General features: G+C 42.6%; 14 protein-coding genes. 6 read left to right on the top strand and 8 right to left on the bottom strand.

The features are described 5' to 3' along the window. The first annotated feature begins 284 nt into the window (after window positions 1–284). The 3 genes from QV280_RS01550 to QV280_RS01540 all read left to right on the top strand — a co-directional run bounded on the left by QV280_RS01550 (window position 285) and on the right by QV280_RS01540 (window position 3,471). Window positions 285–1,274, top strand: coding sequence for an ABC transporter substrate-binding protein (locus tag QV280_RS01550; protein ID WP_023402538.1), 990 nt, complete (start codon window positions 285–287; stop codon window positions 1,272–1,274). A 69-nt stretch (window positions 1,275–1,343) separates the two neighbouring features. Further along, a complete protein-coding gene (locus QV280_RS01545; protein WP_021712440.1) occupies window positions 1,344–2,243 on the top strand; it encodes an ABC transporter permease in 900 nt (299 codons plus the stop codon). Continuing rightward, complete coding sequence (locus QV280_RS01540; RefSeq protein WP_152821395.1) at window positions 2,236–3,471, top strand: quaternary amine ABC transporter ATP-binding protein; 1,236 nt, start codon at window positions 2,236–2,238, stop codon at window positions 3,469–3,471. Before QV280_RS01545 ends, QV280_RS01540 begins: the two co-directional genes overlap by 8 nt. Before the next feature lie 72 nt (window positions 3,472–3,543). Here the strand turns inward: QV280_RS01540 and QV280_RS01535 are convergent, their stop codons facing one another. Then, window positions 3,544–4,473, bottom strand: a complete 930-nt coding sequence (locus tag QV280_RS01535) for a LysR family transcriptional regulator (protein WP_152821397.1) — start codon at window positions 4,471–4,473, stop codon at window positions 3,544–3,546. Window positions 4,474–4,596: 123 nt separating this feature from the next. Here QV280_RS01535 and QV280_RS01530 point away from each other — a divergent pair, with 123 nt between their 5' ends. Continuing rightward, window positions 4,597–5,796: an MFS transporter gene (locus tag QV280_RS01530; protein ID WP_152821399.1), complete on the top strand. Its 1,200-nt coding sequence runs from the start codon at window positions 4,597–4,599 to the stop codon at window positions 5,794–5,796. 81 nt (window positions 5,797–5,877) lie between these two features. Here the strand turns inward: QV280_RS01530 and focA are convergent, their stop codons facing one another. Beyond that, the gene (gene focA / locus QV280_RS01525) at window positions 5,878–6,729 is read right to left on the bottom strand and encodes a formate transporter FocA (RefSeq protein WP_152821401.1); all 852 of its coding nucleotides are present in this window, start codon (window positions 6,727–6,729) and stop codon (window positions 5,878–5,880) included. Between the two features lie 328 nt (window positions 6,730–7,057). Here focA and QV280_RS01520 point away from each other — a divergent pair, with 328 nt between their 5' ends. Further along, the gene (locus QV280_RS01520; protein ID WP_152821404.1) at window positions 7,058–8,422 is read left to right on the top strand and encodes an MATE family efflux transporter; all 1,365 of its coding nucleotides are present in this window, start codon (window positions 7,058–7,060) and stop codon (window positions 8,420–8,422) included. A 28-nt stretch (window positions 8,423–8,450) separates the two neighbouring features. Here the strand turns inward: QV280_RS01520 and QV280_RS01515 are convergent, their stop codons facing one another. Then, entirely contained in the window at window positions 8,451–9,368 is a 918-nt protein-coding gene (locus tag QV280_RS01515; RefSeq protein ID WP_152821406.1) for a M14 family metallopeptidase, read from the bottom strand. Window positions 9,369–10,088: 720 nt separating this feature from the next. Between QV280_RS01515 and pykF the strand changes: the two genes are divergently transcribed. Next, a complete protein-coding gene (gene pykF / locus QV280_RS01510) occupies window positions 10,089–11,501 on the top strand; it encodes a pyruvate kinase PykF (RefSeq protein ID WP_152821408.1) in 1,413 nt (470 codons plus the stop codon). A 470-nt stretch (window positions 11,502–11,971) separates the two neighbouring features. Here the strand turns inward: pykF and ilvN are convergent, their stop codons facing one another. The 5 genes from ilvN to QV280_RS01485 form a co-directional block, all read right to left on the bottom strand. Then, window positions 11,972–12,466, bottom strand: a complete 495-nt coding sequence (ilvN, locus tag QV280_RS01505; RefSeq protein ID WP_021712448.1) for an acetolactate synthase small subunit — start codon at window positions 12,464–12,466, stop codon at window positions 11,972–11,974. Between the two features lies 1 nt (window position 12,467). Then, window positions 12,468–14,189 (bottom strand): acetolactate synthase 3 large subunit, encoded by a 1,722-nt coding sequence (locus QV280_RS01500; protein ID WP_152821410.1) that lies wholly within the window; start codon window positions 14,187–14,189, stop codon window positions 12,468–12,470. Between the two features lie 357 nt (window positions 14,190–14,546). Next, the gene (locus tag QV280_RS01495; RefSeq protein ID WP_152821412.1) at window positions 14,547–16,376 is read right to left on the bottom strand and encodes an AMP-dependent synthetase/ligase; all 1,830 of its coding nucleotides are present in this window, start codon (window positions 16,374–16,376) and stop codon (window positions 14,547–14,549) included. A gap of 222 nt (window positions 16,377–16,598) precedes the next feature. After that, on the bottom strand, window positions 16,599–17,567 hold the full coding sequence (gene leuO, locus QV280_RS01490; RefSeq protein ID WP_172972825.1) for a transcriptional regulator LeuO: 969 nt from the start codon (window positions 17,565–17,567) through the stop codon (window positions 16,599–16,601). 331 nt (window positions 17,568–17,898) lie between these two features. Further along, entirely contained in the window at window positions 17,899–18,972 is a 1,074-nt protein-coding gene (locus QV280_RS01485; protein ID WP_152821414.1) for an MJ1255/VC2487 family glycosyltransferase, read from the bottom strand. Window position 18,973 lies beyond the last annotated feature (1 nt).

The raw sequence follows: 18,973 nt of genomic DNA, 5'->3' as shown, positions 1-18,973 counted from the left end.
AGCTTACATAGGATTGATATACCGTTACTTTTCCCACCAAAAACACGGTTATTGGTGCTTTCTTTGCCTCAGCAACAAAATTTCACACGTTCAAATATGCATATATACACTCATTAAAAATGGATAGTTTTCGTCCTACAAGCCTTGATTTGTATAGATTTACAGCAAATTCCAGTGTCATTAACTGTGCTTCCATCATTTTAGTTCTAAAGAGTTAGGGGTGTAATAGCCAACGGATATAATGTACTCTTTAAAAGAGACCAAATCATACAAAAGGACTTATGATGAAATGGAAACTAGCCTCACTAGCAATAATTGCTAGTGTTTCAAGCCAAACTCAAGCAGCAGAATGTGGCACAGTGACTATCGCTGACATGAACTGGAATTCAGCGAGTGTTATTGCCAATATCGACCGATTTATCCTTGAACACGGTTACGACTGTGACGCTGAACTGACTCCTGGCGACACCATGCCTACCGCCACTTCCATGATTGAAAAAGGCCAACCCGATATAGCACCGGAACTTTGGACTAACTCAGTTAAAGACGCGATTGAAAAAGGCGTCGAAGAAGGTCGACTTGCTTATGCAGGTAAAGCACTAATTGACGGTGGTGAAGAAGGTTTTTGGGTGCCATCTTATCTCGTTAAACAGTACCCAGAGCTTGCGACTATCGAAGGGGTCAAAAAGCACGCGAAACTATTTACTCACCCTGAAGATCCTGATGTAGCGGGTTTCTACGGTTGCCCTGCAGGTTGGGGGTGTCAGATTTCGGGTGGCAATCTATTTAAAGCTTTAGAACTCGACAAAGCCGGCTTTGAACTCATTGATTCTGGATCAAGTGCTGGTCTTTCAGGTTCTATCGCGAAAGCTTACGAACGTAAAGAAGGTTGGTTTGGTTACTATTGGGCGCCCACCGCAGTACTGGGTAAGTACGACATGGTGAAAGTTGATTTTGGTAGCGGTGTCAACGAACAAGAGTTTGTGAACTGTATTGCGGTTGAAGGCTGTGAAACCAAAACAGTTTCTATGTATCCACCCTCTCCTGTCAACACGGTGGTCGTCTCTAGCTTTGCCAGCAAAAACCCGGCAGCAATGGAATACCTAGCGAAACGTGGCTTTAAAAACAGCGATATGAACAAGCTGTTAGCATGGATGGAAGACGAACAAGCCAGTTCAGAAGACACCATGTATCACTTCTTTGAGACTTCACCTGAAATCTGGAAACAGTGGGTTTCTCCAGAAATTGCTAAGAAAATCACTAGCAACCTCTAATCTCTTCATAAGCCATAAAATAAAGGGTAACTCAATCAGTTACCCTTTCGACTATATAAAGGAATGTATATGTTCGATAGCAGTTGGTTGTCCAGTTTTCCCGAAATCGATCGCTCAACCATGCGCACCATCCGTAAAACATTAGACGGTGCGTATAAAGATTTTTCGAGAGAATATGGCGACTTCATCGAATCCTTATTTGATCCCCTTCTTTCATTTTTGGTGTGGTTTGAAAAGCTATTGCTTGCCACGCCTTGGTTCATCGTACTGGCAGTCATCACCGCCCTTATCTATCTTGCCAGTCGCTCATTAAAACTCACCATTGGTGGTGTCATCGCACTGCTCTTTATTGGCTATTTAGGGATGTGGGACGACACTATGCGCACCCTAAGTATTATTACGGTTTGTACAGCGCTCGCCATTATTGTCGGTATCCCGATAGGCATAGCAATGGCACGCTCTAATCGAGTGCAAAGTGTTGTTACTCCCATTCTCGACATCATGCAAACTATGCCCGCTTTTGTGTATTTGATTCCTGTGGTCATGCTATTAGGTATTGGCAAAATTCCTGGGCTTATTGCCGTTGTCATCTATGCGATTCCGCCGGTAATTCGCCTAACCAACCTCGGTATCCGCTTGGTTGATAAGGAAGTAATGGAAGCGGCCACCGCCTTTGGCGCAAGCCGCAGTCAGCGCCTATTTGGGGTGCAGTTGCCTTTAGCAATGCCCACTATCATGGCAGGTATCAACCAAACAGTAATGATGGCGCTATCTATGGTGGTGATTGCTTCTATGATTGGCGTGAAAGGCTTAGGCCAGCCGGTATTGAGATCCATTACTAACCAATACTTCACTTTAGGCCTACTCAATGGCTTGGCCATTGTGGTGTTAGCCATTCTTATTGACCGCTCAACCCAGGCTTATGCCAAACGCACCCAAGCTCATTTAGGAGATCTAAGACATGACTAAACCTCTAATTAAGATCTCCGGCCTGTATAAGATTTTTGGTCCTAAACCTGAGTCTGTTTTGCCTTTAGTCAAACAAGGCTTGAGTAAAGACGATGTGCTAGCTAAAACCGGTCACACTGTTGGGCTAAAAGACATCAACCTTGAAATTAACAATGGTGAAATCTTTGTCATCATGGGCTTGTCGGGTTCAGGGAAATCCACGTTGATTCGTCACTTCAATCGTTTAATTGACCCAACAGAGGGGCAAATTGACGTGGAAGGGACAGATGTTATGCAATATGGACCTAAAGAGCTAGAAGCATTTCGTCGTCATAAAATGTCGATGGTATTCCAACGTTTTGCTTTATTGCCGCACCGCAAAGTCATCGACAATGTGGCGTATGGCTTAGAAATCCAAGGGGTGGATAAAGCTCAACGTTTGGATAAAGCGTCGCAATGGATAGAGACTGTTGGGCTTAAGGGCTACGATGATCAATACCCTTCTCAACTCTCTGGCGGACAGCAGCAGCGAGTGGGTTTAGCGCGAGCCTTATCTACTGATGCTGAAATTCTATTGATGGATGAGGCTTTTTCTGCACTTGATCCTCTCATTAGAAGTGAAATGCAAGATCAGTTGATTGAGCTACAAGAGAAGCTACATAAGACCATTATATTCATCACTCATGATCTTGATGAAGCACTGCGCATCGGTGACAAAATTGCCATTTTGAAAGACGGTGAATTGGTCCAGCAAGGGACTCCTGATGAAATTCTACTTAACCCTGCTACCGCTTATGTGGAAGCATTTGTAAAAGACGTCAACAGAGCTCGAGCACTGACAGTGGAAACGGTAATGCAAAAACCATCGTTACGCATTACTCACAGCACCATAGAAGGTGCGCTAAAACAGATGAGAAACTCTGTCCATGACTATGGCTACCATGTTACCGATGAGGGTTATCAAGGTTTAATTACCGAAGAAGCGCTGCAAGAAGCGGCCGATGACGATGCTATCGATAATATCGAACCTAGCTTGTATGAAGATGTACCGACTATCTCTTGTGAATCTGCCATTGAGGAGGTTCTGACTGAAGCGATTTCATCGGATTACTCATTACCTGTGATTAATGATGAAGGTGAGCTAGAAGGCACTTTAGAAAGAGAGAAAGTAGCGGATATATTCTCAGATAAAGAAACGAAAGACAGTAGTAAAGATGAACAAGAGCAAACTAAAGAAGCAAACGCCTAACTCTAGGAAAAACGCTACCTTTTATTAGCTCGAATAAAGGTCTGATAGCTAACACTTATTATTTGTTAACTATCAGACCTTTTCTTTTTCGTGCTCAGCAAACGCCTCGTACAGGAAATCTAAGAACAAACGAATTCGTTTTGGCTGATGCCTTTTATCCAGATAATACACTTTAAGATCAGTGCTGCTTTCTGTGGTTGCAGAGCTGAAATTTTTTACATAGTCATCAAGAACTGTACACAAGCGACCTTGCTCAACATCGGATTGAATATCTAAGCGTGACTTCATCGCAATCCCATGCCCACTTAAGGCCAGTTGCTTAATGATCTCTCCATCATCAGACAAGTACTTAGGATTGACGACCACAGATTGTAATTTGGCACCCTTTCGAAAATACCAAGTTTTTAGCTCCTGTTGAGAGCTCAACATCACCAAAGCGGCATGATCTTTTAAATCGTTTGGCGTATTTGGCACACCCTGTTGTTTTAAGTATTGCGGTGAGGCGCACAATACTCTTTCACTTTCGCCTAATCGTCGTCCAATGATGTTGACATCATCCAACTCCCCATAGCGAATCACAATATCAACACCACTTTCGGTCACGTTGTGGACATGATCATTAAGATAAAGGTGTGGCGTCACTTTAGGGTACTTGGCTGTAAAATTGGTGATTATAGGTAAAATGAGTCGTTTACCTATATCTTTTGGGGCGATGATTTTTATGGGGCCCTGCGAAGAGCGAACCCCTTTGGTAATGAGGTTTTCTACTTCATAGACACTGTCTAAAATATCCAAACACGAGCGATAGTAAATCTCACCAGAATCAGTCAATGAAATATGTCGAGTGGTACGGTTTAATAATTTAACTCCGTAGCGATCTTCTAACGTCTTCAAGCGGGTAGTAATAGAAGCCGGCGATACTCCTAACTCACGCGCAGCCCCTGCCATACTTTGCAATTTAACAATGACAGCGAACATCTGCATATCCGAGAATTTACCCATAACCGCCCTTTACTATTTAACCATTCTAAATAATGTATTCATTTTTAACCCAATTATCAAATTATGCATAACAATCCATAATATCCACAGATAATCCCGTCAGCATAACTATCGGAGCTGAAAATGAACCAACAAAAAATGCCAATGCAGGTATGGATATTAACACTGGCAGCTTTTGCCATAGGCACCGCCGAATTTGTCATTGCAGGCATATTGCCGCAAATAGCCACCTCGCTATCCATTACAGAAGGGCAAGCCGGCTACCTAATCAGTGCTTACGCATTAGCCATTGTCATTGGTGGTCCAATATTGACCATCTACCTTGCTAAGTTCAATAAAAAGAACGTTCTCATTGGATTAATGGGACTGTTTATCTTAGGCAATATTCTTTCAGCCCTTGCACCTAATTACACTTTACTATTGGTTAGCCGCGTTATTGCAGGCCTAGTTCAAGGTCCTTTCTATGGTATTGGCGCTGTTGTTGCCACTAATCTAGTGTCAGAAAAAATGGCAGGTCGAGCGGTAGGACAAATGTTTGCTGGCCTCACCTTGGCTAACGTATTAGGCGTACCTGCTGGTACTTGGATCAGCTTAACATTCGGCTGGAGCAACACCTTCTTCACCGTAGCCGCATTTGGCGCTGTAGCACTTGTGTTTATCATGCTTGCTATTCACTCATCAGGTCATAGTGAAGCCAAAAGCATCAAAACTCAGCTACTTGCCTTTAGAAACCCTATGCTACTGATCAGTTTGGCCATTACCGCTTTTGCATGGTCAGGATTTATGACTCTGTATGGCTACATTGCTCCTATCGCAATGCACGTGACTGGTTTTGGGCAAGACTCTGTTACTTGGATATTAGTCTTAGTTGGTGTTGGTTTAATTATTGGTAACACCTTAGGCGGACGCTCTTCAGATAAAAGTCTCGCTAAAGCATCGATGTTTTGGGCTGTTGCATTAATTGCTTCACTGCTACTGGTTGGCGTATTTACCGACAATAAAGTGCTGTTTGTTATCTCATTGTTTATCTTTGGTATTGCTTCATTTGCCAATGTACCTGCAATGCAATTACGAGTTATGAACCATGGTGGTGAAGGTCAAGAGCTAGCAGCGACCGCCAACATCTCTGCTTTTAACTTGGCAAACGCATTTGGTGGCTTCCTTGGTGGAATGGTATTGGATGGACACCTTGGTGCTAGCATGATTCCGTACACCGCTATCGTTGTACCTCTTATTGGATTATTCTTGATTGCCAAAGCCAATAAAGCGGAAGCAAAAATTTCATCAAATGTTGAAGATGCGGCGGCAGTAACCGCTAGCTAAACTTCCCATAAGCAAAATATAAGCAAAAGCCCCTTAATAACAAGTTATTAAGGGGCTTTCTATTTATTCGCCACAGACGGATTATTCTTTAAGATAAATCATCCAGAAGTAGATACCGACAAACAGGCCACCACCAATGATATTGCCTATGGTGACTGGAATCAGGTTATTAACAACAAAGTCGGCCACATTAAGGTCAGCGTAGTTCGCAATGTTAGCGCCGGTCATTTGCCAGAACTCAGCCGGAGCAAAAGTTTTAATCGCAATCGCCATAGGAACTTGGAACATATTCGCAATACTATGCTCAAAACCGGATGCCACAAACATCGCTACAGGAAGAATCAAAATAACCACTTTATCTGTTAGTGAACGAGCACTAAATGTCATCCAAATAGCAAGACATACTAATAGGTTACACATAAGCCCAAGAGCTACAGCTTGCCAAAATGTATGATGCAATTTGTGTTGTGAGATAGCCATGGCATTCAACCCCATCAGCCCACCGTCACTCATATACTCTTTAGTAATCATCATAATGATGATAAGCAAAGATGCGCCCACAAAGTTGCCCACATACACAACCGCCCAGTTTTTAAAAAGGGCGCGCCATGTCACTCGACCACTGGCTTTCGCAACCAAAGTTAATACGCTACTGGTGAACAATTCACCACCGGTAATGACCACAAGAATAAGACCTAAGCTAAACGCCAATCCCCCCATAAGTTTAGCCATGCCATAAGGCATTTCTGCAGCGCCCGTAGTGACAACTGTATAAAAGACGAATGCAATACCGATGTGCATACCTGCAGCAACTGCGAGTAGAAAAGATTTTAATTGGTTTTTATTTACTTTGCTTTCCCCCACCTCTGCGGCGCGCTCTGCCATCTGTGGAGGTAAAAGAGATTCAAACGGTATAGGGTTTTGATCAGCCATTTTTTGTACTTATTGTTGATTGAATTAAAGTGAACGCAGAATTTACGCCGTATCAAAAATGTTTCATAGAGCTAATTTCGCAACCTTAATTTGCTTCTTGTTAACCATAAATACTCAATTCATTGCCAATATAGATACAATAAATAACCCGTAGTTAATCAATAACTTTCATGAAGTGTTTATTTTCTATGTGGTTACAATAATCATACAAATAGAAGGAGCTATATTAATCCTCGGAAATCTGTACCTCTCTATAATAGGGAAACCCCTTTCATATCTGCTGTTTTGCTAGATAATAGAGCCAACTTACCTCACCTCTATAACTAGAATGACCGCCGAAGCAATTAACAATAATGAGTCTGTAAGCCGAGTTTTTTGGCGATTTGCTATTCCATCTGTCACTGCCATGCTGATCACAGGCTTATACCAAATAATTGATGGGATCTTTGTCGGTCACTATGTTGGTTATTCCGGTCTTGCTGGGATCAATATGGCGTGGCCGATCATTGCCACTATTATGGGGCTCGGCATTTTAATTGGTATGGGGGCAGGTAGCCTGATCTCTATGTTCCGTGGAGAGAAGCAATACCAAAAAGCAGCCTTGGTATTACAAACAGCCATCAGCCTAACGATTGTGTTCTCACTGATCTCTATGCCTATAGTGGCAATATGGGGCAAAGACCTGTTGATATTGCAAGGAGCAGTAGGTGATTCGCTCATGCATGGCAATGACTACCTAAAGGTCTTCATATTTAGTGCTCCCGCGGCCATTGCTTCTGCTGTCACACCAATGCTAGTGCGCAATGACAACAGTCCTAAAATAGCCACGGCTTTAACTATCATAGGTGCGCTGCTCAATATTGTATTGGATTACCTTTATATCGGTGTACTAGAGCAAGGCTTGCAAGGTGCTGCCATTGCAACCGCTCTATCGCAGTCAGTGGTTATCTTATTGGGACTGATTTACTTTCTTTCCCAGCACGCCGAAATTCGCCTGACTCGCCTTGCATTCGATATCAAAAAGGCAATCCGCATTTGTCACTTAGGGGCATCCAGTATGCTGATGTTCGCCTACTTTTCTTTTGTGGTGGCGTTACATAATCGATTACTCATGGAATATGGCAGTGAGCTGCACGTTGGTGCGTTCGCTATCATTGGCTATATCGCCACTATGTATTATCTGTTTGCGGAAGGGATTGCGTCGGGTATGCAACCGCCAATAAGTTATGACTTTGGGGAACAGCGCTATCATCGCATCAAAGGCACATTAATCTTGGCGCTGAAAGTGGTGTTAATTTCTGGGGTAGTCACCGTTGTTTTGCTCGCGCTATTTCCTGAATTTTTTATCGGCTGGTTTTCTGATTCACCCGATCTTATTACTACCGCAGTCTCTGGTATGCGATTACATCTATGCGCACTCTTTCTCGATGGCGTGTTATTTTTAGCGTCCGTCTATTTTATGGCGGTAGGAAAAGCGGCTAAGGCCATGTTTGTTTCTATCGGCAATATGATTGTCCAACTGCCTTTTCTGTTCTTGGTGCCGCAATGGCTAGGAGTTGATGGGGTTTGGCTGGCCGTGCCTATGTCGAATGTCGTGCTAACGCTAATTGTCGTTCCTATGATGTGGAAGGACATAGCAATACTCATGAATAAAAAGGTGGTGATTAATGAGCCTGTTATCGCTAGCTCTTAATCATCACCTCTTAACCATTACATCAGACTTATAAAGCTTTAAGGTAATCAAGCATACCCGTAATTGCGGCTACTTGCGCACGGTTACATTGCTGTGGTGTTGCTTTAGCGCTATCGGGATACACTTCTGTCGTTGTGGTATATTTAGCCTTGCTAAAGCCAGCACATAAACCAAGTGCCTGTAATGGATAGTTAATAACACCATGTTGCACCACTGGCGAGCCAATAATAGTGCCATCAGGATCGGCTGGCGCAATGTGAGTAACCTTTTGTACTGATTCAATAATAGCCGTTTGCATATGCGCACATGGGTTTTCAGTATCCCCTACCGTATAAAACCCATCTGGGATAGTACCTGCGACATATTCTTTCCCATCACGAGCCGCCAAGGCAGGACGAAACTCTTGTTCGTCGCTATCGGTCGTCTCGTGCAGATCGATATGCGCGAAAATATCCACGGCTAAATCTTGCACAAACTTCATCACTAATGCTGACTCAGGTGCAGGGCTATTTTTGACAAACGAACGGTTCGGGTCGATGGCATCGGGGTTCCAGCGGTTAATGATCTCATAACCCCATGGAGAGACACATGGCGCAACCAGTAAATTAAAGTGCGCTAAATATGCAGAAGCCGTTTCTTTTAAAAATAACAGTGCACCTTGCACGCCACTGGTTTCGTAGCCATGCACCCCACCGGTAATTAGCACGCAAGGCTTGTGTTCATCCCATGCTTTAGACTTAAAACCAAACAATGGATAAGAGCCAGACTTGTACTCAAGTTCACCATATTGAATGCGCTCAAAGTCATCACCAATTTGCTCCATTTTCAACACGACTTCTTGCTGATAAGAGCGTTGTATGTGGCGACTTTCACGCCATTGTTGCACCTCTTTTGAGGTCCATTTTATTCCTGGGGTACCAATTGGATAAAACTGTGCTTGCTGCATGTGCGCATTCCATAATAAGTGAACATGCGTCTTAGACTACCACACTCGCAAACAGATAATTAACACGCAGCAATAGCTTGCAACCTTTCAATGCAGGCAAGGCGATGCCAATTTATCGCACCGATACAAAATGTAACAAAATACCGAGGTATCCCAAGATAAGCTCAAAAACACCATCATTACTGCGCAGTAATCAATCACACTCAATCTTTGCATATTCAGCTTATTTTTGACTGATCAGGCTATTTCTTAATCCATTACTGCTGAAAATATCGCAAACTCAGTCGATGTTTTACAGAGTTCTGTGGGTGGTAACACCCTGAATCGAAGCCATTTTTGAGCAAAAGAATTATTTTATTGTTAAAAATAATTCTTTTGCGCTAAAACCTTGTTCTAAGACAATTCTAAACCGTGAATTTGAACTATTTCGGTGTTAGAATCCGACGCCAGAAAGAAACTTTATTACAAAATTGATATCGTTAGTCACAGAGCTAATGTTGCTGTATTCGTGATCTAGCGATGAATTTGGTGAAAAATCACGCAAAAACTGTGCTAAAAATGATTGATTTTGTGTGATAAGTCGCCAAGGTTGCCTATAATAACTTCCGAGTCATCTAATAGAAGGACTCCGTAGAATTTTGTAATTTAATTACAAATGAAGTAATATAGCCGCCAGTACCCTATTTAAACTTATGTAATACTTACCGGAGAGTATTTTCCATGAAAAAGACCAAAATCGTATGTACGATTGGCCCTAAAACTGAATCTGTAGAGAAGCTGACTGAACTAGTAAATGCAGGCATGAACGTAATGCGCCTGAACTTCTCTCACGGTAACTTTGAAGAGCACGCTGGCCGTATCACAAACTTCCGTGAAGTTATGTCTAACGTAGGTAAGCAACTGGCTATCCTTCTAGACACTAAAGGTCCAGAAATCCGTACAATCAAACTAGAAGACGGCAATGACGTTGATCTAGTAGCTGGTCAAGAATTCACTTTCACTACAGACGCATCTGTAGTGGGTAACAAAGACATCGTTGCTGTAACTTACCTTGGTTTCGCAAACGACCTAACTGCTGGTAACACTATCCTAGTAGACGACGGTCTAATCGAAATGGAAGTTCTTGCTACTACTGAAACTGAAGTTAAGTGTAAAGTTCTTAACAACGGTGCACTAGGCGAAAACAAAGGTGTTAACCTTCCTGGCGTTTCTGTTCAACTTCCTGCTCTTTCTGAGAAAGATAAAGCTGACCTTAAATTTGGTTGTGAGCAAGGCGTTGATTTCGTTGCTGCTTCTTTCATCCGTAAAGAAGAAGACGTTAAAGAAATCCGTGAGCTTCTAAATGCTAACGGTGGCGAAAACATCCACATCATCTCTAAAATCGAAAACCAAGAAGGTGTTGATAACTTCGACGCAATTCTTGAAGCTTCTGACGGCATCATGGTTGCTCGTGGCGATCTAGGTGTTGAAATCCCAGCTGAAGAAGTAATCTTCGCTCAGAAAATGATGATTGAGAAATGTAACCGTGCTCGTAAGATGGTTATCACTGCAACTCAAATGCTTGATTCTATGATTCAAAACCCACGTCCAACTCGCGCAGAAGCGGGTGACGTTGCAAACGCAATCATGGATGGTACTGATGCTGTAATGCTTTCTGGTGAAACTGCTAAAGGTAAGTACCCAGTTGAAGCTGTTACTATCATGGCTCAAATCGCTAACCGTACTGACGGCGCACTTAAAGCTGAACTAGGTTCTCGTCTAGACAGCCCTCGTCTACGCATCACTGAAGCAGTATGTAAAGGCGCAGTAGACACAGCTGAGAAACTAGCAGCCCCTCTAATCATCGTTGCTACTGAAGGCGGCAAGTCTGCACGTTCTGTACGTAAATACTTCCCAACTGCAAGCATCGTTGCTCTAACTACTAACTCTAAGACTGCTGCACAGCTAGTTCTTACTAAGGGTGTTCGTCCAGTTCTTGTTGATTCAATCAACAGCACTGATGAGTTCTACAAAAACGGTAAAGAATACGTTCTTGAAGCTGGTTTTGGTAAGAAAGGCGACATCGTAGTTATGGTTTCTGGCGCTCTAGTTGCTTCAGGTACTACTAACACTGCATCTGTACACGTACTGTAATTTACAGCAACCTAACAGATACAAAAAAGAGAGCCTTTTGGCTCTCTTTTTTTATGTCTTTTTTAAAAGATAAATTTTGCTAGAAAGAAAATAGCTCACGACGATGAGTGTTCATTAACAGAACTAACGGAAGGAAATAAACGGCATTAAATACCATTGCCATTCCCAATAATCCACCTACAACCAATCTTACAAATGCAGTTCGTAACATACTGTGCCTCTATATGATCACAAAGTTAGGCAATCCCTATCTGACTCAGCGATAACGTGTCTAAAAACTCACTGTAACCAGTGTATCGTTCAAAAAAGCACCACGCAATCATATTGCGATCCACATTTACGTTTGCTAAACATTCCAACATAAAAAAGCCACCTCAATAATAGAGATGGCTCAATAAAAAATAGTTAACTTTCAAAAGAGTATGTGCTGTTTGTTCACTTATTCTTTTGAGTCGACGCAGTATTGGTAACTAAGCTTTCAACGCTCGTTCACCACGAGCTAATCCAACCACACCACTTCTTGCCACTTCAATCACATCGGTGATTTCAGAAATAGCTTTAATAAAAGCGTCCAGTTTTTCGCTTGTGCCTGCCAGTTGCACCGTATATTGAGAGGCCGTGACATCCACAATCTGACCGCGGAAAATATCGGCGGTACGTTTTACTTCAGCGCGAGCAAAACCAGAAGCTTTAAGTTTCACCATCATCAATTCACGCTCGATATAGTCCGACTCTGTCACTTCCTGAACTTTAAGTACATCGATCAGTTTGTGCAGCTGCTTCTGAATTTGCTCCAGTTGCAGTTCATCGGTTTCAGTGGTGATGTTCAAGCGAGATAAGGTTTCATCATCTGTCGGTGAAACGGTTAGCGATTCAATGTTGTAACCACGTTGAGAAAATAACCCAACCACTCGCGATAATGAGCCCGGTTGGTTTTCCATTAATAGGGAAATAATGTGTCTCATATTATGTTCTCTCCGTCTTGCTTAGCCACATACTATCCATGCCTTCACCTTTCACTTGCATTGGATAAACATGCTCTGTTTCATCAACACTAATATCTACAAATACCAAACGATCTTTCATATCTAACGCTTTTTGCAGCCCTGATTCCAACTCATCAGGAGAGGAAATGCGCATACCAACATGCCCGTAAGCTTCTGCAATGGCGGCGAAATCAGGCACCGATGACATGTATGAGTTGGAGTGGCGTCCTTCATAGATAATATCTTGCCACTGCTTAACCATGCCTAAGAAGCGATTATTTAGGTTGATGATTTTCACTGGAATGCCGTATTGCAACGCCGTCGACAGCTCTTGAATATTCATTTGAATACTGCCGTCACCGGTTACCACTACCACCTCTTCTTCTGGATGAGCAAACTTCACGCCCATACCAGCTGGCAAACCAAAGCCCATAGTGCCAAGACCACCGGAGTTAATCCAACGACGAGACTGCTTAAATGGGTAGTATAAGGCCGCAAACATCTGATGTTGACCCACATCGGAAGCCACATAGGCATCGCCATTGGTCAGCTTGTGTAAGGTCTCTATCACCTGCTGAGGCTTGATTTTATCGGCGGACTTTTCATAGGCTAGACAATCGCGCTCACGCCACGTTTGAATCTCATTCCACCAAAGCTGCAGTGCTTGTTGATCGTTACTTGTATCTTGGTTTTCTAACAATGACACCATGCATTCCAGCACTTTATCGGCAGAACCGACAATCGGCAGATCCGCGCGCACATTTTTCGATACCGAGGATGGGTCGATATCAATATGAATAACTTTTGCATCTGGACAGTATTTTTCTAAATTGTTGGTGGTGCGGTCGTCGAATCGAACCCCAACACCAAAAATAAGGTCGGCATTATGCATCGCCATATTGGCTTCATAAGTGCCATGCATGCCCAGCATGCCTAGCGAGTTAGCATGCATTCCAGGAAAAGCGCCTAAGCCCATCAATGTGCTGACTACTGGCAGTCGTAGCTTCTCAGCGAGGCTAAGCAGATATTGATCTGATTCAGAAATTACCGCGCCACCACCAACGTACAATACGGGTTTTTTCGCTTCGAGAAGGGCTTTTAGCGCCTTTTTAATTTGCCCTTTATGCCCAGCTGTTGTTGGGTTGTAAGAGCGCATTTTAATGCTGTCTGGATATTGGAAAGGGAGCTTAATTTGCGGGTTCATGATGTCTTTAGGGACATCAATCACTACCGGACCAGGTCGACCTGTTGAGGCGATAAAAAAGGCTTTTTTGACGGTCTCTGCGATATCTTCAGCACGTTTAACTAAAAAGCTATGCTTCACTATTGGTCTTGAAACACCGACGATATCGCACTCCTGAAAGGCATCATTACCAATTAAGTTATTTGGCACGTTGCCAGAGATAACAATCATTGGAATGGAATCCATGTAGGCGGTTGCGATGCCGGTGACGGTATTGGTTGCGCCAGGGCCTGAACAGACCAGCACTACGCCGGGTTTACCCGTAGATCTGGCATAGCCATCAGCCATATGGGTTGCGGCTTGCTCATGACGAACTAAAACGTGCTTAATTTGGTCGGTTTTTGCATGCAGGGCATCATAAATATCGAGAACTGAGCCTCCTGGGTAACCAAAAATCTGCTCAACTTCTTCTTCAATCAATGACTGGACGATGATTTCTGCGCCAGATAACATTTCCATTAACTCTCTCCTTACCGTTGACGAATAAACTTGGGTTATCTATTCGTTGGGTTTACATAGTTAGGGCTTATTCGTAGCCTAAAGTCTATTATTCCTTGTCAAAACGGCTTGTTTTTCGCCTCAACAATAACTGACTATGTTCCTACCTCCGCCATAGCAAATGTAGGGTTACCGTTCCACCATACAGTTTTTATCCCGCCTCTGTCTACGCTAAAAAACACATTTCATTAACAGAAATATTTAAAGACTCATCACCCATGATTAACCGCTTCTAACTCATTGTTTTTCATAGACCCAAATAAAAATCCCCGCGAGCTTATCAAAGCTGCGGGGATCATTTTTATTTAAGTTAACTCACTACTTTTTCGGCTTTGCCTTAGCTTTGCCTTTTTCATGGTACATTTCTTCAATTTCGTCTTGATAACGATCATTGATGACTTTACGACGTAGCTTTTGAGTTGGCGTTAGTTCGCCTTTTTCCATAGAGAAGGCTTTAGGCAGTAATTTAAACTTCTTAACCTGTTCAAACTTCGCTAAGTTCTTTTGTAACTCAGTGACTCGTTCTTCAAGCATTTCAACAACTTGGCTGTGTTTTAATAATTCCACTTTGTCGTGATACTTGATGTTCAGCTCTTTGGCATACACTTCTAGGGCTTCATAGCTAGGTACGATTAACGCCGAAACAAATTTACGAGTATCTGCGATAACGGCAATTTGCTCGATAAAGTGATCTTTACCTATAGTGCCTTCAACTACTTGCGGCGCAATGTATTTACCACCAGAGGTTTTCATCAACTCTTTGATGCGATCAGTGATAAACAAATTACCATTCTCATCAAAATGCCCTGCATCACCGGTCTTCAAGAAGCCATTTTCATCAAATGTGTTAGCTGTTTCTTCTGGCAACTTGTAATAGCCACGCATCACCATAGGCCCGCGAACTAAAATTTCGTTGTTTTCGCCAATCTTAACCTGAGCACCGGGCATCGAAGTACCAATTGAATCAGGATCAAATTTTGGCTCATCCCAGCACGATACTGTAGCTGTTGTTTCAGTCATGCCGTAGCCAAGCTTAACGTTAAGACCTAGAGCATGGAAAAAGCGACCTATTGTCTCATCAAGCTTAGCACCACCGCATGGCATCATAGTGATATTGCCACCCAATAAAGCGCGTAACTTGCTTAGCACAAGCTTATCGGCCAAAGCATGGCTACGCTTTAATAAGTAGGATGGTTTACGCTGCTCTTGCTTACAAAGAGCAATTCTTGCTCCCGTATTAACCGCCCAAGTGAACATGGCTTTTTTGGCTATAGAAGAGTGCGATACTTTTTCATGAATCGCCGAGAAAATCTTCTCATAAAAGCGCGGCACCGCACACATAACGGTTGGCTTCACTTCACCTAACGCATCACGCACTTGCATCGTATCCACAAGGTAGGCATTCGTTGCCCCTGTAAACAGCACAAACATAGTCCATGCACGTTCAAATACATGAGATAGCGGTAAGAAACACAAAGACACATCATCTTTACTTAGATTTAGACGAGCCACGTGCCCTTCTAACTGTGATGCAAAGTTGGCGTAATCTAACATTACCCCTTTTGGCTGACCTGTGGTGCCAGAGGTATAAATAAGTGTCACTAGATCGTCTAAGTTGGCATCTTGTATGCGCTTCTCAAACTCTTCTTTTACTTCTACTGTGTGATCTTGTGTTTTAACAAAATCATCCCAAGACTGGCTGAAGTTATTTTCCGCCAATGAAATACTGTCACACATCGCAACGATCAATTCTAGCTGCTCACACTGATCGAAGATTGAAACGGCAATATCGTATTGCTCTTGTTCACCAACGAATAAAACCTTTACGTCTGCATTTTGCAGAACATAAGCTGACTGTTCTGCAGTATTAGTTGGATAGATAGGAACGGTAACGATACGTGCTTGTAGCGCACCAATATCTGCCATTGTCCATTTCGGCATATTATTCGAATAAATACCCACTTTATCCTGAACACTCAATCCTTGAGTCAAAAGCGCCATCGAAACAGCATCCATCTGCTGCCCAAACTGAGACCAAGAAATCCCCTGCCAAGCACCTTTAATTTTGTGCTTAAGTGCAATGCGGCTTCCTCCGTCTACAACTTGCTGACGAACTTTTTTAACAATGTGAAACTCTGAACTGGCCATACACCTCTACCTTTTGGCTTACACCTGTAAGCTGAGTTAGCCAGATAGTTTACAGTCGAGTAATAAAAAGGCAATTACACTCGCGTTTTCTTGCTTCAAAATTGGACATGAATCTTGTTTTTGGGTACTGGTAAGAGCAGTATCAGTGCAATATTGCACATAAAAAAAGCACCGATAACGTTCGCTATCGATGCTTCATAAATTTTTGCAGAATAATTCTAATTATCCTTTAGCAACCACTTCACCACACACGGCCATTAACTGGTCTCTCATCCAGATATGAGCAGCATCATTTTGTCTAGATTCGTGCCAAGTTAGGTAGGCTCTAATCTGAGTTTGCTCACCCGGAAACGGCATAGAGTGCAGCTCTAAACTGGTTGGGAAAAACTCTTTAACCCAACGAGGAACAACACACAATAATTCAGACTGTGCGGCTACCGCAATTAAGTTACCAAGCGTTGCGCCACGGTATGAAGATTGAACTTGTAAATCTTTATACACGATATGGTTTAAATCCATCACATCACTGGTTGGCGATAAACTGGCATGTTGTTCGTGCAGCAGTTGTTCCATTGATATTTTGGCCGATTGACCAAGACGAGGATGGTCTTTGGCACAAATTACTACTAGCTCATCACTAAAGATCTCTGTGCTTACAAAGTCAGCATTATCAAAATAGGTGTAGCCGATGATGTAGTCGATCTCTTGCTGAATGAGCCGCTCTTGTAGCGACGTGCCACCCAAAGAATCTAGGTTCAATTTCACGCTCGGTGCTTTCTTGGCGGTATTTTTAATTAACTCAGGAGCAAAACGAACATCATTTGGCGTACCGATAGCAATAGAGAATATGCGGCTAGAAGTCGCCGGATCAAACGATGTTCCCGGCAGTTCATTTCTCACCAATTGCAAAGCTTGACGTACTGGAGTTGATAATTGACGAGCACGTAATGTAGGAGAAATGCCTCGTCCTTTACGCATAAAGAGGTCATCTTTAAACATCACCTTTAAACGAGCAACAGCATTACTCACGGCAGGTTGAGACATGTTTAAGTTTTTCGCTGCACGAGTAATATTCTGCTCTTGCATAACAGCATCAAATACGATGAGTAAATTAAGATCAACACCACGTAAAGTGGTGCTTTTTTGGTCTACTGCTTGTTGCCAATCATGTGCACTGCTACTCGCCAACATCCGTTCTTCTCTCTATCTATTGTTGTAATGGATAAACTGTTAAATCAGCAAATCATTAATAGGATGAATATTCATTGAAACTAATATGTTTCATATCATCACTATAGAACAAGCAAATTGATAAAGAATGAGTAGATTTTAGCTATACAGAGATATTGCCACTATAAAACAGCAACTTACGAGCTATATAAAAAAATAAAAAACACTATTTTTGATAAAAAAAACATATAACTTGTATGACAAATACATAAGTTGAGCATATAAAACAAAGCAGTGACGCAAGGCTGAATCATTGACCTAGCTAATCATACATCACTACTTTGTCTGATTTTTAATCTAACAGGTGTGTAATATGGCTTGGAAAACTCACTTGTTTCCAGAGGTGTTCACTCAACTGAGCTTGTTGATCCCAGTGACCTTCCAGTACCCAATCCGAGATAGCACCCGCCACATCAGGGTAATGTATAGGGTCTGGTTTTTCTTCCTCTAACCACTTACGGATAATACTAGGCTCTAGCACAAACATAGCGCTTCCTAGACCCAAATACTCTAGAGTCGCTACGTTACTTTGCTGTTCAAACTGCCCACTCAATGGTTTGAGTAGCAGTTTTTTCCCCAAAGAAAGCGCTTCAGATGGCAGTTCAAACCCACCGTTAGCAATGACGCCCTGACAACGCACCAGATCTTGTTGGAAATTGGTGAAGGACAAAGGACGAAATTGCACGTTATCCAAGTCATACACTTCTTTAATATCAGGGTGATAGCAACAGAATGTGTAATCAGATAAGCGCTGTAGCAACTCAGCCACTTGCTTTAAATCTTCAAAAGGAAGATAGACTAAGATGAAGTCCTCTCCTGCACTTCTAGATTCAACACCATTATGAGCTCCGCCACTGTGTACGATAGGCGGTAAAATAGGTTGGTCGAAATGATACCAGTGCAATCCCAGTTGAAAATCCGAAGGTGCAAAGTGATGGATAATGGTTTTATCCATCAAACCATAGCCTTTTTTAGGCACTTGATAGCGGAACGCATTTTGGTGGCTAATGCCAATACACGGCACTTTATGTCGTTTGGCCGCCCATGCACTAATTGGCTCAAAATCATTTAAAACTAAATCGTAGCTCTTTACGTCTAATGTATTAATGTCTTGCAGCAGCTCAACCAAGTTATTGTTGGTAGCAGTTTTTAGGTAATCCACCTTGCCACTGTTTGAATTAAAGGTCAGTCCAGAAAAGGCGCGATAACCATTAAATGCTTCCATCGAGAAGTATTTCTCTTTTTCTCTTCCAGAAAAGACGAAATCGACTTGGATACCATCACGGTTTTTGAATGCTTCAGCCATCGCACGCGCACGTGCAATATGACCATTTCCTGTACCTTGCACACCGTATAATATTTTCATG

This window comes from Vibrio sp. B1Z05 (assembly GCF_052955985.1).
Note: the sequence above shows the minus strand (reverse complement) of the source record. Positions and strands in the feature narration are given on the sequence as shown.

Excerpts from the sequence above, each read along its gene's own strand:
- QV280_RS01540 (WP_152821395.1), top strand. The coding sequence starts at position 2,236 with ATGACTAAACCTCTAATTAAGATCTCCGGCCTGTATAAGATTTTTGGT.
- QV280_RS01485 (WP_152821414.1), bottom strand. The coding sequence starts at position 18,972 with ATGAAAATATTATACGGTGTGCAAGGTACAGGAAATGGTCATATTGCA.
- QV280_RS01530 (WP_152821399.1), top strand. The coding sequence starts at position 4,597 with ATGAACCAACAAAAAATGCCAATGCAGGTATGGATATTAACACTGGCA.
- QV280_RS01515 (WP_152821406.1), bottom strand. The coding sequence starts at position 9,368 with ATGCAGCAAGCACAGTTTTATCCAATTGGTACCCCAGGAATAAAATGG.
- ilvN (WP_021712448.1), bottom strand. The coding sequence starts at position 12,466 with ATGAGACACATTATTTCCCTATTAATGGAAAACCAACCGGGCTCATTA.
- focA (WP_152821401.1), bottom strand. The coding sequence starts at position 6,729 with ATGGCTGATCAAAACCCTATACCGTTTGAATCTCTTTTACCTCCACAG.
- pykF (WP_152821408.1), top strand. The coding sequence starts at position 10,089 with ATGAAAAAGACCAAAATCGTATGTACGATTGGCCCTAAAACTGAATCT.
- leuO (WP_172972825.1), bottom strand. The coding sequence starts at position 17,567 with ATGTTGGCGAGTAGCAGTGCACATGATTGGCAACAAGCAGTAGACCAA.
- QV280_RS01500 (WP_152821410.1), bottom strand. The coding sequence starts at position 14,189 with ATGGAAATGTTATCTGGCGCAGAAATCATCGTCCAGTCATTGATTGAA.
- QV280_RS01520 (WP_152821404.1), top strand. The coding sequence starts at position 7,058 with ATGACCGCCGAAGCAATTAACAATAATGAGTCTGTAAGCCGAGTTTTT.
- QV280_RS01545 (WP_021712440.1), top strand. The coding sequence starts at position 1,344 with ATGTTCGATAGCAGTTGGTTGTCCAGTTTTCCCGAAATCGATCGCTCA.
- QV280_RS01535 (WP_152821397.1), bottom strand. The coding sequence starts at position 4,473 with ATGGGTAAATTCTCGGATATGCAGATGTTCGCTGTCATTGTTAAATTG.
- QV280_RS01495 (WP_152821412.1), bottom strand. The coding sequence starts at position 16,376 with ATGGCCAGTTCAGAGTTTCACATTGTTAAAAAAGTTCGTCAGCAAGTT.
- QV280_RS01550 (WP_023402538.1), top strand. The coding sequence starts at position 285 with ATGAAATGGAAACTAGCCTCACTAGCAATAATTGCTAGTGTTTCAAGC.